This is a genomic window from Hypericibacter terrae, assembly GCF_008728855.1.
Lineage (GTDB): Bacteria > Pseudomonadota > Alphaproteobacteria > Dongiales > Dongiaceae > Hypericibacter > Hypericibacter terrae.
On the sequence record NZ_CP042906.1, the window covers coordinates 3,851,636 to 3,866,901 of the forward strand.

At 66.6% G+C, this 15,266-nt stretch carries 18 protein-coding genes; 9 read left to right on the plus strand and 9 right to left on the minus strand.

The features are described from left to right. Nucleotides 1-224: 224 nt before the first annotated feature. From recA to FRZ44_RS17535, 9 genes are all read right to left on the minus strand, one after another. Nucleotides 225-1,307: a recombinase RecA gene (gene recA, locus FRZ44_RS17495; protein WP_151178397.1), complete on the minus strand. Its 1,083-nt coding sequence runs from the start codon at nt 1,305-1,307 to the stop codon at nt 225-227. A 221-nt stretch (nt 1,308-1,528) separates the two neighbouring features. After that, nucleotides 1,529-1,978 carry a hypothetical protein gene (locus FRZ44_RS17500; RefSeq protein ID WP_151178398.1) on the minus strand — a complete coding sequence of 150 codons (450 nt, stop codon included), beginning with the start codon at nt 1,976-1,978 and terminating at the stop codon, nt 1,529-1,531. Beyond that, nucleotides 1,975-4,029, minus strand: a complete 2,055-nt coding sequence (locus FRZ44_RS17505) for a response regulator (RefSeq protein ID WP_151178399.1) — start codon at nt 4,027-4,029, stop codon at nt 1,975-1,977. Before FRZ44_RS17505 ends, FRZ44_RS17500 begins: the two co-directional genes overlap by 4 nt. 141 nt (nt 4,030-4,170) lie before the next feature. Continuing rightward, nucleotides 4,171-5,268: a flagellar biosynthesis protein FlhB gene (gene flhB / locus FRZ44_RS17510; RefSeq protein ID WP_151178400.1), complete on the minus strand. Its 1,098-nt coding sequence runs from the start codon at nt 5,266-5,268 to the stop codon at nt 4,171-4,173. A 17-nt stretch (nt 5,269-5,285) separates the two neighbouring features. Then, the gene (fliR, locus tag FRZ44_RS17515; protein ID WP_151178401.1) at nt 5,286-6,041 is read right to left on the minus strand and encodes a flagellar biosynthetic protein FliR; all 756 of its coding nucleotides are present in this window, start codon (nt 6,039-6,041) and stop codon (nt 5,286-5,288) included. A gap of 29 nt (nt 6,042-6,070) precedes the next feature. Further along, nucleotides 6,071-6,337, minus strand: a complete 267-nt coding sequence (gene fliQ, locus FRZ44_RS17520; protein ID WP_151178402.1) for a flagellar biosynthesis protein FliQ — start codon at nt 6,335-6,337, stop codon at nt 6,071-6,073. A 78-nt stretch (nt 6,338-6,415) separates the two neighbouring features. Then, nucleotides 6,416-6,730 carry a flagellar hook-basal body complex protein FliE gene (fliE, locus tag FRZ44_RS17525; protein ID WP_151178403.1) on the minus strand — a complete coding sequence of 105 codons (315 nt, stop codon included), beginning with the start codon at nt 6,728-6,730 and terminating at the stop codon, nt 6,416-6,418. Between the two features lie 67 nt (nt 6,731-6,797). Beyond that, a complete protein-coding gene (gene flgC, locus FRZ44_RS17530; protein ID WP_151178404.1) occupies nt 6,798-7,205 on the minus strand; it encodes a flagellar basal body rod protein FlgC in 408 nt (135 codons plus the stop codon). A gap of 43 nt (nt 7,206-7,248) precedes the next feature. Further along, nucleotides 7,249-7,680 carry a flagellar basal body rod protein FlgB gene (locus FRZ44_RS17535; protein ID WP_151178405.1) on the minus strand — a complete coding sequence of 144 codons (432 nt, stop codon included), beginning with the start codon at nt 7,678-7,680 and terminating at the stop codon, nt 7,249-7,251. A gap of 200 nt (nt 7,681-7,880) precedes the next feature. Between FRZ44_RS17535 and csrA the strand changes: the two genes are divergently transcribed. The 9 genes from csrA to lon all read left to right on the plus strand — a co-directional run bounded on the left by csrA (nt 7,881) and on the right by lon (nt 15,265). Then, entirely contained in the window at nt 7,881-8,105 is a 225-nt protein-coding gene (gene csrA / locus FRZ44_RS17540; RefSeq protein ID WP_151178406.1) for a carbon storage regulator CsrA, read from the plus strand. Between the two features lie 370 nt (nt 8,106-8,475). Beyond that, a complete protein-coding gene (locus FRZ44_RS17545) occupies nt 8,476-8,799 on the plus strand; it encodes an EscU/YscU/HrcU family type III secretion system export apparatus switch protein (RefSeq protein ID WP_151178407.1) in 324 nt (107 codons plus the stop codon). Continuing rightward, the gene (locus tag FRZ44_RS17550) at nt 8,796-9,134 is read left to right on the plus strand and encodes a hypothetical protein (protein ID WP_151178408.1); all 339 of its coding nucleotides are present in this window, start codon (nt 8,796-8,798) and stop codon (nt 9,132-9,134) included. Before FRZ44_RS17545 ends, FRZ44_RS17550 begins: the two co-directional genes overlap by 4 nt. 46 nt (nt 9,135-9,180) lie before the next feature. Next, complete coding sequence (locus tag FRZ44_RS17555) at nt 9,181-9,525, plus strand: flagellar biosynthetic protein FliO (RefSeq protein ID WP_151178409.1); 345 nt, start codon at nt 9,181-9,183, stop codon at nt 9,523-9,525. After that, entirely contained in the window at nt 9,522-10,310 is a 789-nt protein-coding gene (gene fliP, locus FRZ44_RS17560; RefSeq protein ID WP_151178410.1) for a flagellar type III secretion system pore protein FliP, read from the plus strand. The genes FRZ44_RS17555 and fliP overlap by 4 nt, the downstream gene beginning before the upstream one ends. Nucleotides 10,311-10,606: 296 nt before the next feature. Then, nucleotides 10,607-11,236, plus strand: a complete 630-nt coding sequence (locus FRZ44_RS17565; RefSeq protein ID WP_151178411.1) for a TetR/AcrR family transcriptional regulator — start codon at nt 10,607-10,609, stop codon at nt 11,234-11,236. Continuing rightward, complete coding sequence (gene map, locus FRZ44_RS17570; protein ID WP_151178412.1) at nt 11,236-12,075, plus strand: type I methionyl aminopeptidase; 840 nt, start codon at nt 11,236-11,238, stop codon at nt 12,073-12,075. The genes FRZ44_RS17565 and map overlap by 1 nt, the downstream gene beginning before the upstream one ends. Before the next feature lie 361 nt (nt 12,076-12,436). Continuing rightward, entirely contained in the window at nt 12,437-12,841 is a 405-nt protein-coding gene (locus FRZ44_RS17575) for an Hsp20/alpha crystallin family protein (RefSeq protein WP_151178413.1), read from the plus strand. A gap of 12 nt (nt 12,842-12,853) precedes the next feature. After that, nucleotides 12,854-15,265, plus strand: coding sequence for an endopeptidase La (lon, locus tag FRZ44_RS17580; protein ID WP_151178414.1), 2,412 nt, complete (start codon nt 12,854-12,856; stop codon nt 15,263-15,265). Nucleotide 15,266: the final 1 nt, after the last annotated feature.

Genomic DNA, 15,266 nt, shown 5'->3' on the forward strand with positions numbered 1-15,266 from the left:
CAAAATGCGGGGAGCAGACGAGACTCCGGTAACAAGGGCCCGAATCAAATTTGCCAAAAAAGCGACCGCCGTCGACAGGGGGACCATCGGCGGCGGTCTCTTCACTCGTGACCGGAAATTGGCGGGAAGGGTCTAGGGGAAACCCGCGAGAGGGCCGGCCACGAATTATCAATCAGGTGGGCGGGCGCCCGCGAAACGCGGAGCGCCCGGCTCTCTCGATCGGATTATTCGTCCTCGGCGCCTTCCTTGTCGCCGCTGCCGCCGGTCATCATGGCGCCCGCGACGAGGCCCGCATTCTGGCGGATCGCGGCTTCGATCGAGGCCGCCACCGCGGGATTTTCCTTGAGGAACTGCTTGGCGTTCTCGCGGCCCTGGCCGATGCGCTGGCCGCCCTGGGAGAACCAGGCGCCCGACTTCTCGACCACGCCGGCCGCCACGCCGAGATCGATCAGCTCGCCGGTCTTGGAGATGCCTTCGCCATAGGTAATGTCGAACTCGACCACCCGGAAGGGCGGCGCCATCTTGTTCTTCACCACCTTCACGCGGGTCTGCGAGCCCGTGACGACCTCGCGATCCTTGATCGAGCCGATGCGGCGGATGTCGAGGCGCACCGAGGCATAGAATTTCAGCGCGTTGCCGCCGCTGGTGGTCTCGGGGTTGCCGAACATCACACCGATCTTCATGCGGATCTGGTTGATGAAGATCACCATGCAGCGCGAACGCGAGATGGAGCCGGTCAGCTTGCGCAACGCCTGGCTCATCAACCGGGCCTGAAGCCCGACATGGGTATCGCCCATCTCGCCCTCGAGCTCGGCCCGCGGCACCAGGGCCGCGACGCTGTCCACCACCAGCACGTCGATCGCGCCGGACCGCACCAGCGTGTCGGCGATCTCGAGCGCCTGCTCGCCGGCATCGGGCTGGGAGATCAGCAACTCGTCGAGATCGACGCCGAGCTTCTTGGCATAGGACGGATCAAGCGCATGTTCGGCATCGACGAAGGCGCAGGTCCCACCGGCGCGCTGCGCCTCGGCGATGACATGGAGAGCGAGCGTGGTCTTGCCCGAGCTTTCCGGCCCATAGATCTCGATGATACGCCCGCGCGGCAGTCCGCCGATGCCAAGCGCGATATCGAGCCCGAGCGACCCGGTGGAAACCACCTCGGTCTCCACGACCTTGTCGTTCTGACCCAGTTTCATGATCGAGCCTTTGCCAAAGGCGCGCTCGATCTGACTCAGCGCCGCATCCAGCGCCTTGTTGCGATCCATGCTGTTTTCCTTGCCGACGACCTTCAATGCCGGGTTAGACATCGGGCGCTCCCCTTATTTCATAGCCCTCTCGGGCCGACAACTGAGGGGGCAGAGTACGCAGTTTGTTCTCATGGTCGCAAGCAAAATCTGGATCAAAAAGAGAACAAAAAGGTGATATCCACAGAACGATCCCTGAGCCGGGCTAAGGGGCAAAGAGGCCGCCGGGAACCGGAAAGCTCTCCCGATTCGCCTTATTTTTCAAATATTTGGAAAAGGCCGGCTCAGCCGGCCCTGGATTTCCGGGCGCCGTCGCGATCGTCGACGATCTCATAGGCACCGATCTCGACGGGGAAATCCTCTCCCGGAACGGCGCCTTCCAGCATCACCATCATCCCCCGCTCGATATAGAGGACATGGCCGATGCCCTGGCCGCCCGGCAGGTCGGTGCGAATCCAGCCGCTCACCACCTCGTTCGCCACGAAGGGCACGACCATCATGGCGGGATCGCTCAGGGTGAAGACGCTCTGAAAGCCCGTGGCGGAGAAGCGCCGCCGGCTGACCCGCAGATGGCCGATCTGCCGGCGCCACATCTCGTTGCCGCCCAGCGCCTGGCCCACGATCGCGTCCAGCAGGTCGCGCTCCAGCGGGAAGAGGCTGGACCTCCCGATCGCATTGGCTTCGGAGAAGCGATCGCCGCCGGCAACGCTGCGGGCGACCAGGACCCGGCTCATGCCGCACGCATCACTTCCTTCACCTTCTCGGCCAGCTGCGAGAGGGAGAAGGGCTTGGGCAGGAAATGGATCTCGGCGCCCTCGCCGAGGCGCTTGCGGAAATCGTCCTCGGCATAGCCTGAGATGAAGATCACCTTGAGCTCGGGGCGGATCAGGCGGACTTCCTTGATCAGGGTGGGCCCGTCCATGCGCGGCATCACCACGTCGGTGATCAGGAGGTCGATCGACTGCTTGCCGGCCTTGATCATCTCGAGCGCCGCCTCGCCGCTGCGCGCCTCGAACACGTTGTAGCCCTTGTTTCGCAGGGCCCGAGCGCCGAACAGGCGGACCGCATCCTCGTCCTCGACCAGCAGCACCGTGCCCATGCCGGTCAGGTCGCGGGGCTGGCCCGGATCGCCTTCCTGCTTGGCGGCGAGCGCCTCGCCCTTGGCCGCCGCGTGGCGCGGCAGATAGATCGAGAAGCCGGTGCCCTCGCCGACCTTGCTGTCGACGAAGATGAAGCCGCCGGTCTGCTTGACGATGCCATAGACGGTGGCAAGGCCGAGCCCGGTGCCGGCCCCGACCTCCTTGGTCGAGAAGAAGGGCTCGAAGATATTGTCGATGATGTCGGGGGCGATGCCGGTGCCGGTATCGACCACCTCGATGCGCGCATAGTCGCCGGGCGGCATGGTCTCCGCGCCGCGCGTCACCGGATACTGGTTCGAGACGTTCGAGGTGCGGATCAGCAGCTTGCCGCCCTCGGGCATGGCGTCGCGCGCATTGACCGCGAGATTGATGATCACCTGCTCGAGCTGGCCATGGTCGACCTTGACCGGGAACATCTCGCGGCCATGGACCATCTGCAGCTCGATATTGGCGCCGATCAGGCGGCGCAGCAGATGCGACAGCTCCGCCAGCACGTCGGTCACGTCGAGGATGCGCGGGATCAGGGTCTGCTGGCGCGAGAAGGCCAGGAGCTGGCGCACCAGATTGGCGGCGCGGTTGGCATTCTGCTTGATCTGCATGATGTCGGCGAAGGACTGGTCGCCGGCGCGGTGGCGCAGCAGCAGCAGGTCGCAGAAACCGATCATGGCGGTGAGCAGATTGTTGAAGTCATGGGCGATGCCGCCGGCGAGCTGGCCCACCGCCTGCATCTTCTGCGACTGCGCGAACTGGCGCTCGAGCTTCTTGCGCTCGGTCGTGTCGATGAACTGCACGATCAGGCCGGGCTTGCCGCCGGCCTCGTCCTCGCGTCGCACCGCATAGAGCGTGGCGCTGCGCCCCTTGCCGGCGGCCATCTGCAGGTCGAGCGGCCGTTCGCCGATCTCCTCGCCCTGCAGCGCCATGCGCAGCCTTGCTTCGACCTGCGGCCGGTCGGCCTCGGCGATGAGATCCAGCAGCCGCTGCTTGCGCAATTCGGCCGAGCGCATCTTGACCATCGAACGGAAGGCCTTGTTGGCCTCCTCGAGCCGTCCCTCGGCATCGACCAGCGCGATGCCGACCGGCGCCTGCTCGAAGAAGCGCTGGAAGCGGCGTTCGAACACCTGGAGCTGGGCTTCGCGGGCGCGGGCCGGCCGCAAATCATGGACCACGGCGCAGGCGACCGAGCCGCCGCGCGTGCCGGGCGGCAGCGCCTGCTGGCGCAGATGGACCGAGATCGGCTCGCCGGCACGATTGCGGAAGGAGGCGTCGCCCTCGCCGACGATCGAGCTGCCGAAGGGACTGGCGGGCGCGGCACCCGCCGGAATCTCCGCCAGGAGATCATGCAGCCGCACATTGTCGGTCACCTCGCCCAGCCCCAGCCATTCGCGCATGGTGCCGTTCATGTAGGTGATGCGTCCGTTCGCATCGACCGCGTACCAGCCCAGAGGCGCCCGGTCGAGCAGCAGCATGAGCTGGCGCTCGCCGATGGCGCCGCCGCGCAGGGAGCGCCGGCCCAGCCAGTAGCTGATGAGAATGAGGAGGCAGACGGAAATCGGTGCCGCCAGCAAGGTGGCCATGCCACCCGGCACGTCCAGCGTCATCTGCGCCATGGCGGGCGGACAGACGCCGATCAGCGCCGCCGCGGTCATCGCCGCGCAGCGCCCCCAACGCCTCAGCCTGCCCGTCCCCTGGCTCGTCATCCCCCGCCCCGCCATCTCGCATCCTTACCTTAGCAGTTTCTTGTTGCCCTGCGGGACCGCTCGTCGCGCCCGCCGGGATCTCGCCCCTGTCTAACGCTGCGCCACCATCGGCGCCTGCGGGCGCCCGGTCCGCAGCCGCATGACGTAGCCGATGACCTCGGCCACGGCCTTGTAATGCTCCGCCGGAATCTCCTCGTCGAGGTCGACCGCCGCGAACAGGCCGCGCGCCAGGGGCGGGTTCTCGACGATCGGAATCTTGTTGGCCTCGGCGACCTCGCGGATCTTGAAGGCGACGGCGTCCGCGCCCTTCGCGATCAGGACCGGGGCCGCCATGCGGCCGATCTCGTATTTGAGCGCCACCGCGAAATGGGTCGGGTTGGTGATCACCACGTCGGCCTTGGGCACCTGGGCCATCATGCGCCGGCGCGCGCGCTCCATGCGCAGCTGGCGGATGCGCGACTTGATCAGCGGATCGCCCTCCGACTGCTTCATCTCCTCGCGCATCTCGCGCTTCGACATGCGCAAGCGCCGGATATGCTCGAAATACTGATAGAGATAATCGAGCGCCGCGACGATCGCCATGATCGACAGCAGCGCGATCAGCAGCCGCATGCTGTCATGCTTGAGCAGGCCCAGGATGGCACCCTGGTCGAGCCCGATCAGACGGGCCGCGTCGTTGGCCATCGGCCAGAGGATCATCACCGCGACGGTGCCGACCACGCCCAGCTTTGCCAGGTTCTTGGCGAACTCGGCGAAGGTCTTTCTCGAGAACAGGCGCTTGGCGCCCTCGATCGGCGAGATCCGCTCGAGCTTGGGCGTGAGCTGCTCGCCCGAGAAGATGAAGCCGGTCTGGATCAACCCGCCGGCCATGGCGGCGGCGATCAGCACCAGCATCGGCAGCACCGCGATCTTGACCAGCCCGAAGACGATGCCGGCGAAGATCTGGCGCAGGCTGTCGAAATCGAACGGTATGGTCTCCGGCCGTTCGAGGAAGGGCAGCAGCAGCCGCGCCGTCCCGTTCGTCACCTGGGTGGCGAAGATGAAGATGGCGAGCGTCACGCCCAGGATCACGATCCAATGCTGGACCTCGCGCGACTGCGCGACCTGGCCTTTTTCCCGCGCCTCTTGGAGCCTTCGTTGACTTGGCTCTTCCGTTCGTTGGGAATCGTCCTGTTCTTCCTCGGCCATCTAGCGACGGTCTCCCATCACAAGAGGCCCGGCAGCGCGTTGCCCAGCCGACCCAGGAACCAGGTCATGGCAAAGGCCAACCCTGCCGCAAGGAGAACGAAGCCCGCCAGGATCTGGACCGGCAGGCCGACGAAGAACACCTGGAGCTGCGGCATCAGCCGCGACAGCAGCCCCAAGGCGAGATTGAACAGGAGGCCCAGCAGCACGAAGGGCGTCGAGAACTCGACCGCCAGGGCGAAGCCCTGCCCCACCGTCTTGGCGACGGTGATCGCCATGTCGCCCGCCGGCGGCGCGCCGCCGGCCGGAAACACGCCGTAGGAATCGACCACGGCGCGCAGCATGGGCGCATGCATGCCGGTGGCGAAGATCAGCACCACGCCCAGCGACAGCAGGAAATTACCGATGACCGAGCCCTGCTGCGCGGTCGCGGGATCCTGCGACAGCACGCTGGCGAAACCGATCTGGAGCGCGATCATCATGCCGGCCATCTCGAGCGCCAGCAGCAGGATCCGCACCAGGGTCCCGAGGAAGAGGCCGATGATGATCTCGCCGCCCAGCAGAAGCCCGAGCGCGATGGCGCCCTGGGGTGCGGGCGGCAGATGGGGCTGGAGCAGCGGCATCAGCGCCATCGACATCGCCAGCGCGAAGCAGAGCCGGAACCGCGCCGCGACATAGCTCTCGCCGATACCGGGCAGCAGCATCGCCGCCGACCCGATGCGTGCGAACACCAGGAAGAAGGCGAACAGATTGGTGGTGAGGATCTGCTCCAGCATCGCCCGCGCTACGCTTCCGCCCTCCGCTCTCAGCCGCCGGACGCGATGCGGTCCATCAGCTCGTGCGTGAAATCCGTGAGCGTGGTCAGCATGAAGGGCAGGAAGACGATGAGGGAGAGCAGGATGGCCAGGATCTTGGGCACGAAGGAGAGCGTCATCTCTTGCATCTGCGTCAGGGCCTGAAGCAGCGAGATCGCCACGCCGGCCACCAGCGCCAGCAGCAGGATCGGTGCCCCCAGCTTGAGGGTGACGAACACGGTTTCGCGCGCGATATCGAGGATGGCAGCTTGGTCCACGGGAGAAACCGGCCTTCGATGCTGGAGGCGAGACGAATGAGCAGGCGAACGGGCGTCCGAGGCGGGGTCAGCCCCGCGTCAGATGCCCATGCGCATGATGTCCTGATAGGCCGCGATCACCTTGTCGCGCACGGCGACGACGGTCTGCAACGAGACCTCGGCCTGGCTGACGGCGGCGATGACGTCGGAAAGCTCGGCCTTGCCCGCCAATCCCTGGATCGACTGGGCTTCGCCCTGCTTCATGCTGGTGACCGTGTCGACGCCGGCCTGCTTGAGGAAATCGGAGAAGCTCGGGCCCTCGTTCGGGCGCGGCTCCATCCCATTGCCGAGCGGCTTGGCCGTCTGGGCGACCTGCTCGTAGAAATTTGCGGCGGCGGCGAAATCGCTGCGCATGGATAACGTCTCCTCTTGGGAAGACGCCTACCTGACGTCGAAACTCCTCTGTGGGACCGGCGCCTACTTAGCGCAGGATGTCGATGGCCTTCTGCAGCATGGTGCGCGAGGCCTCGATCGCCTTGAGATTGGCTTCGTAGGAACGTTCGGCTTCGCGCATGTCGGCGAGTTCGATCAGCGTGTTGACATTGGGCAGCTTGACATAGCCCTTGTCGTCGGCGCCGGGATTGGACGGATCGTAGCGGGTCTCGAACGGCGTCTTGTCCAGCGCCGGCTTGTTGGTCTCGACCATGTCCACGCCGAGCTCGCGGTCGAGCACGTTGCGGAAGGTCACGACCTTGCGCCGGTAAGGATCGCCGCCCGCGCTCTTCGAGGTCGAATCCGCGTTGGCGAGGTTCTCGGCGATGATGCGCAGGCGCGTGCCCTGCGCCTTCAGGCCCGAAGCCGAGATCTTGAGTGAATCGGTCAGATCCATCTCTGCTCTCCTGCGCGCCGCGCGCGCTTGGACTCACGCATCGTCATGCGCCGCCGCGCCCCAGCGCCATCTTCATCATGTCGATGTATTTCTTGTAGAGGTTGGTCGCCATCTCGAAATTGGCCTGCGTCTCCGCGACCTTCACCATCTGCTCTTCGATCACGACCTGGTTGCCGGAAATCGTGGTCTCGTAGGGCTTCTTCTCGCCTTCGACTCTCGGCTCTCCGGAATGGGCGCCAGAGGGCCCGATGATATGCGCCGGGTCGGTCGCGACCGGCATCAGGGTGAACTGCCCCGTCGTCCTCGCCCCCACCGAGCTCAAGGCCGCGCGGGTGTCGAGCAGGTCCAGCTCCTGCGGCTGGAAGTTCGGCGTGTCCGCATTGGCGATGTTGTGGGCCAAGACCTCCTGGCGCTTGTTCAGCCAGGCCATCTTGTCCAGCGCCAGTGAGAACAGGGGTATGCTGCCGAGATTCATGCGCGAGGTCGCCCGCCTGGCCCGACGGGAGCCCGGCCGGCGGCCGGGCCTGCTCCTGGGACAGGTTCAGTCCAGAGCATGACGCCGGCATTGTTAACGCGGGGTAAAAGCGTTAGGGTTTGCGGGTTAAGCGGTAAAAAGAGCCCGAATCGGGGCCATCCCGGTCGGGTCTTGCCCTGGGTCAGGAAGAAACAGGCTGCATGCTCTATCTGACGCGCAAAGTCGGCGAATCCGTCGTCATCAACGACAATATCGAAGTCACCGTCGTCGAGGTTCGAGGGAAGTCGGTGAAGCTGGGCTTCACCTTCCCCGCCGATGCCAGCGTGCTGCGCCGAGAGATCTATGAACGGATCCAAGCCGAGAACCAGGCCGCCGCTGAATCGAGCGCGCGGCTGGTGGCGCTCACCGACAAGAAGCCCGGCTGAACTCACGCGAGGGGCCCCTCCCCCTACCCCCTCCCGCAAGGGGAGGGGGCGTGGGTCTTTTTCCTCTCCCTCACATGTCTTCTGTTCCTCATCGCAATTGAGAGAGCGCGACTTCGTTTTTCTTCCAGCCCCCTCCCCTTGCGGGAGGGGGTAGGGGGAGGGGGAGGGGTTGCTTCAGGATAGAGCGCCGATGCCGATCATCGATCGCGCTTCAAGCCTTAAAGCAAAGCGAAGCAATCACGCCGACTTCCGCGCCTCCTTCAATCTTTCTTAACGCTACCCGGTAAAAAATGCCGGTCGAGGCAAAGGCTCGATCGCGCCGTCCTGTTGACGGCCGCACGCAAGGCCCGCCCTCGAAGGACGGCAGGCGGTGGCTCCCAATAACCCCTCCAGCGGCGACAGCGACACGCGGCCCGTTGCGGCCGCGCTGACCTACGATCCGACGCGCCCGGGTGTCCCGCGCGTGAGTGCCGCCGGACGCGGTCCCATCGCCGAACAGATTCTGGCCGTGGCGCGCGCCAACAATATTCCGATCCATGAAGATCCCGACCTTGCGGGCCTGCTGGCCGCGGTCGATCTCGATTGCGAGATTCCGGTCGAGGCACTGGTCGCCGTCGCCGAGATCCTCGCCTATGTCTATCGCGCCAACGGCCGCCTTCCCGCCATCCTCAAGCAAGGGACTCATCGTCCATGACCGACACGCCCACCCTCGTCGGCGAGCTCGTCTATCTGACCGGCATCACCGAAGCCGCCCGCCGCCGCCTGAAGGAGGGCCAGCTGCTGGACCTGACCTCGCTCGACGAGCGCTGCACCACGCTCTGCACCCGGCTCGAAACCATCACCGGTCCCGACCGGCAGACGCTGCAGGCTGCGTTCCTGGCGCTGGTTGGCGAGCTGAACCTGCTCGAAGCGGAGCTCAAGGCCAGCCGCGACAGCACCATGACCGAGATCAGCGCCGTGACGCAGCGCCGCCGCGCGGCCGGCGCCTATGGCGGGGCCGCGACCGGCGGCGGTGCCCGAGGCCGCTGACGAAATCCGACTTCACCGCCGAGACCCCGAGTAGCGATCCGCCCCCGTGGACATTTCCGTCTATCTTCGTTTCATCCTGGCGCTGGCCGGCGTCCTCGCGCTGATCGCGATCGCCGCCTTCATCCTCAAGCGCGTGGGCTGGGGCGGCATGCGCACGCCCCGGTCGGCGCAGAAACGCCTCGGCATCAGCGCCGCGATCGCGCTCGACGGCCGCCGCCGGCTGGTGCTGGTGCGCCGCGACGATGTCGAGCATCTGCTGCTGGTGGGCGGACCCGCGGACCTCGTGGTCGAAACCGGTATCGGCGCGCGCGCAACGCCGGCTCCGGCGCCGGTTCCCGGCGATCGCAGTCTCGAGCCGCGCTTCACCAATCCGCCGCCCTCCGCATCATGACCGAGATCGCGACCTCGCCGCGGCGGATCTTCATGCGGCGCAATCCCTGGGCAAGACGGACGTTCGGCATCGGCGCCGGCCTGGCGACGGCCTTCCTCGCCTCGCCCGCTTTCCCGCAGAGCGTGACCGTCGATCTCGGCGGCACCGGGACGGCGACCAACCAGATCCTCGAGATCCTCGCCCTCATCACGGTGCTGAGCCTGGCGCCCGGCATCCTGGTGATGGTGACATCGTTCACGCGCATCGTGGTGGCGCTCTCGTTCCTGCGCAGCGCCCTCGGCATCCAGCAGACGCCGCCCAACATGGTGATGATCAGCCTGGCGCTGTTCCTCACCGGCGCGATCATGGCGCCGACCTTCACCGAGGCCTACAACAACGGCGTCTCGCCCTATATCCGCGGCGAGCTCGACGAGGCCACCGCCTTCGACCGCAGCGTGGCGCCCTTCCGCACCTTCATGCTCTCGCAGGTACGCGAGAACGACCTCGCCCTCTTCCTCGATATCGGCAAGGTCGATCCGAACACGCCGGCGGCCCAGGCGCCGCTGACCTCGCTCATCCCCGCCTTCATGATCAGCGAGCTCCGGCGCGCCTTCGAGATCGGCTTCCTGCTGTTCGTGCCCTTCCTCATCATCGACATGGTGGTCGCCTCGATCCTGATGTCGATGGGCATGATGATGCTGCCGCCGGTGCAGGTCTCCCTGCCCTTCAAGCTGATCTTCTTCGTGCTGGTCGATGGCTGGTATCTCGTGGTCGGCAGCCTCGTGCGGAGCTTCGGGCAGGGGTGAGGTTCCGGTAGCGCGACGTCCGCCGTCTGCCTCCGTGATTTCGCCACCCCCCACCCTTCCCCTGTCGCCGCCCCTCCCATCGTCATCGCCCTCCCCTCGTTGTCATTGCCGGACTTGATCCGGCAATCCAGGGGCCCAGCGCGCATGCCCATCGGCTTGGTTGCGGGCCGAACCACTGGATTGCCGGATCAAGTCCGGCAATGACAGGCAAACGAGGGCCGGCAAACAGAGGGCGGCCGCCGTCTGCGCCGCCGCCTCTCCTTGACGATCCATTCTAGAATACCTATTCTAATTGGATGGTTCGTCTCGCCCGTTTCTCCGCCGACGTTTTCGTCGAAGCCACCCTGGCGCTGGTCGCCGAGGGCGGCCCTTCCGCGGCCTCGATGGCCGCGATCGCGCGCAAAGTGGGCGCGCCGACCGGCTCGATCTATCACCGCTTCGAATCCCGCAGCGCGATCCTGGCGACGGCCTGGCTCGAATGTCATGAGAGCTTTGCGGAAGCCCTTACTCCGGCCTTGCGCGCCGGCCAGGGGCTGGAAGCCGCGCTTTCAGTCACGGCCTGGGCAAGGCTGCATCGCCGGCGCGCCCGCTTCCTGTTGTTGAACGAGATCGAAGCGCTGCTGGAAGACCCCGTACCGGAGCCGCTCCATCGACGCGTGCAGCAGCAGCAGGCGGTCCTCGACGAGGCCTTCGACGCCTATCTGGCCTCGCAGCAGACGAAGGATCGCACCGCGCCGCCCGAAGCCATGGCCCGGGCGAAGTTCCTGATTTTCGACGGACCCATCGCGCTGTTGCGCCCGCATCTGCTGGCCGACAGCAGCCCACCCCCTTACCTGGATGAGATGATCACCGACATGCATCGCGGCCTCGACGGCAACAAACCCGATCGGAAGATCGAACGCAGCGGCGGGAGGCGCGTCGCCTGATGCTGCGCCATTCGAGTCAACGCGACCAGACGGGCCGCGAGATCCTCCTCCATGACGAGGAAAGCTTCGAGGGCATGCGCCGCGCCGGCCGCATCGCCGCCGAGACGCTCGACTTCATCGCGCCTCACATCCAGGCCGGCGTCTCGACCGCCGAGCTCGACCGCAAGCTCGAGCAGTTCATGCGCGAGGCTGGCACGGTGCCCGCCACCATCGGCTATAAGGGCTACCGCCATGCGAGCTGCATCTCGGTCAATCATGTGGTGACCCACGGCATTCCGGCCGACGACAAGGTCCTGCGCGAGGGCGATATCCTCAATATCGACGTGACGCCGCTGCTCGACGGCTGGCATGGCGATACCAGCCGCATGTATTGGGTGGGAGAGCCGGCGATCAAGGCGCGTCGCCTGGTCGATGCCACTTACGAAGCGATGATGGCGGGGATCGCACAGGTGAAGCCGGGCGCGCATCTCGGCGACATCGGCCATGCGATCGAGACCATCGCGCGGCGCGAGCGCTTCAGCGTGGTCGAGGATTTCTGCGGCCATGGCGTCGGCAAGGTGTTCCACGACGCGCCGCTCGTCCTGCATTACGGCAAGCGCGGCACCGGCGTCGCGCTCGAGCCCGGCATGATCTTCACCATCGAGCCGATGCTCAATGCCGGCCGCCATGAGGTGAAGGTGCTTTCCGACGGCTGGACCGCCGTGACGCGCGACAAGTCGCTCTCGGCCCAGTTCGAGCATTCCGTGGGCGTGACCGAGACCGGCGTCGAGATCTTCACCACCTCGCCCAAGGGCTGGCACCGGCCGCCTTATCCGGTGGAAGCGCGGTCGGCAGCGTAAGGCCCGGCTGACAGACAAAAGTCTCAACCGCCGCCGAAATCCGGGGCCTAGGGTTGGGAGATGAGCCCGGGACCCTCCCGCGCGAGGCGCGTTGCCCGAAACCATGACGAAAATGTCAAACCTGTACTCGTCCCGAGATCGGCCCCCTGCCATCGTCGCGCGCTTATGAATGAAACGGGGACAAGCCACACTCCCGATCCGGGCCCTCGAGCCCCTGGTCCCGATGTGCGCGGCCCGCTCTTCGGCTCGATCGACGCCCCTTCGACCGCGCCGGGCGGAGGGATTAGGATCGACCTCACCCACATAGACGACTGGAACGAGCCTGAGGGTGAGGGCGAAAGACTGAAGCGGAGCAGCCAGCATGAAGAATGACGAGCCCCGGGATTGGATGTGGTCGGAGGCGATCGAGATGCTGACGCGGGCGGAGCGCCTGCACCGGCAATTCTTCCAGCCGCGCCAGGCCACGCCGCAGGTGGTGTGGGAGCCGCCGGTCGATGTGCTGGAGCTTTCGGACCAGGTCCTGATCCTGGTGGCCCTGCCGGGGATCGATCCCGACCAGGTCGAGGTCATGATCGAGGGACACGCGCTTCTCGTCGCCGGCTGGCGTTCGGCCCCGCCCGAGCTTCGCGCCGCCGTCATCCACCGCCTGGAGCTGCCGCAGGGCCGCTTCGAGCGGCGCGTGCCGCTGCCGCCCGGCGTTTACGGGGCAGTGCGCCGCAGCGCCGCGAATGGCTGCGTGATCGTCAGCCTTCTGAAAGTCGCCTGAGAGGAAACGCGAATGTCAGCCGACAACGATACTCTCCGCGCCGACTCCGGAACGGAGGCCGGCGCAAAGACCTCGCAGCCTTCCGGCCTCCCGTCGGATGCCCTGATCATCCTGCCCGTGCGCAACATGGTGCTGTTCCCGGAAACGGTGTTCCCGGTCACCATCGGGCGTGAGCGCTCGATCCTCGCCGCCCAGCAGGCCTTGCGCGAGGAGCGGCCGGTCGGCGTCCTGATGCAGCAGGTCGCGGAGGTCGCCGACCCGGCGCCGATCGACCTGCATCGCATGGGCACGGTCGCGAGCATCCTGCGCTACGTCACCGCGCCCGACGGCAGCCACCACCTGGTGCTGCAGGGCAAGCGGCGCTTCAGCGTGATCAATTTCATCCGCGAGCAGCCCTTCTTCGCCGCCCGCGTGCAGCAGATCGAGGAAGCGGAGACCCGGACGCCGGAGATCGAGGCGCGGATGATCCATCTGCGCCAGCAGGCCCTGGAGGCGCTCCAGCTCCTGCCCCAGGTCCCCCAGGAACTGATCGCGACCATTCAATCGGCAGAGTCGCCGGGCCTGCTCGCCGATCTGGTGGCCGCCTATCTCGATATCACGCCGCACGACAAGCAGGAGATCCTGGAGACCATCGACGTGACGGCGCGCATGCAGAAGGCCGCGCGCTTCCTCGGCCAGCGGATCGAGGTCCTGCGGCTGACGCAGGAGATCGGCCGCCAGACCAAGGCGTCCCTGGACGAGCGCCAGCGCGAGGTGATCCTGCGCGAGCAGATGGCGGCGATCCAGCGCCAGCTCGGCGAGGGCGAGGGCAAAGCGGCAGAGGCGGCGGAGTTGAGCGAGGCGATCGCCAAGGCCCACATGCCGGCCGAGGTGGAGGAGACCGCCCGCAAGGAGTTGCGGCGCTACGAGCGGATGCCAGAAGCGGCTGCGGAAGCGGGCATGGTCCGCACCTATCTCGACTGGCTGATCGAGCTGCCCTGGGCGCTGTCGGAGTCGAAACCGATCGACATCGCCGAAGCCCGGCGGATCCTCGACGAGGACCATTTCGGGCTGGAGAAGATCAAGAGCCGCATCGTCGAATATCTCGCCGTCCGCAAGCTGGCGCCCGACAGCAAGGCGCCGATCCTCTGTTTCGTCGGCCCGCCCGGCGTGGGCAAGACCTCGCTCGGCCAATCCATCGCCCGCGCGATGGGGCGGCCCTTCGTGCGGGTCAGCCTCGGCGGCGTCCATGACGAGGCCGAGATCAGGGGCCATCGCCGGACCTATATCGGGGCACTCCCCGGCAACATCGTCCAGGCGATCCGCAAGGCGAAGTCGCGCGCCAGCGTGATGATGCTGGACGAGATCGACAAGATGGGCCGCGGCATCCAGGGCGATCCGTCGGCCGCCATGCTGGAAGTGCTGGACCCCGAGCAGAACTCGACCTTCCGCGACAACTATCTCGGCGTGCCGTTCGATCTGTCCCGCGTGGTGTTCATCGCCACCGCCAATATGCTCGACACGATCCCCGGTCCGCTGCGCGACCGGATGGAGGTCATCAGCCTAGCCGGCTATACGGAGAACGAGAAGCTGCAGATCGCGCGCCGCTATCTCGTCCGCCGGCAGCTCGACGCCAACGGGCTCAAGCCCGAGCAGGTCGAGATCGACGACGAGGCCCTGCGGCACATCATCCACGACTTTACCCGTGAGGCCGGCGTGCGCAGCCTCGAACGCGAGATCGGCCGCGCGCTGCGCCACGCCGCCGTGCGCGTCGCGGAAGGCAGCGCCTCGACCGTGCGGATCACGCCCGCCGACATCACGACGATCCTGGGCGCGCCGCGCTTCGAGAGCGAGGTCGCCATGCGGACCAGCGTTCCGGGCGTGGCGACGGGCCTGGCCTGGACCCCGGTCGGCGGCGACATCCTCTTCATCGAGGCGACGCGAACGCCCGGCAAAGGGGCCCTCATTCTCACCGGTCAGCTGGGCGAGGTCATGCGCGAGAGCGCCCAGGCCGCGCTCAGCATCGTCAAGAACCGCGCCGCCTTGCTCGGGATCGATGCGGACCTGTTCCAGAAGAACGATGTCCATATCCATGTGCCGGCGGGCGCCACGCCGAAGGACGGTCCCAGCGCCGGTGTGGCCATGTTCACCGCCCTGACGTCGCTCTTCACCGGCCGGACGGTGCGCAACGACACGGCCATGACCGGCGAGATCAGCCTGCGCGGCCTGGTCCTGCCCGTGGGCGGCATCAAGGAGAAGGTCGTCGCGGCCGCGGCCGCCGGGCTCACCCGGGTCATGCTGCCGGCCCGCAACCGCCGGGATTACGAGGACATCCCCGAAGACGCCCGCAACAAACTCGAATTCATCTGGCTGGAAAAGGTCGACGACGCCGTGGCGGCGGCGCTGGAAGCCAAATCGGCAGAGGCCGCGACCGCAGCCGAATAGG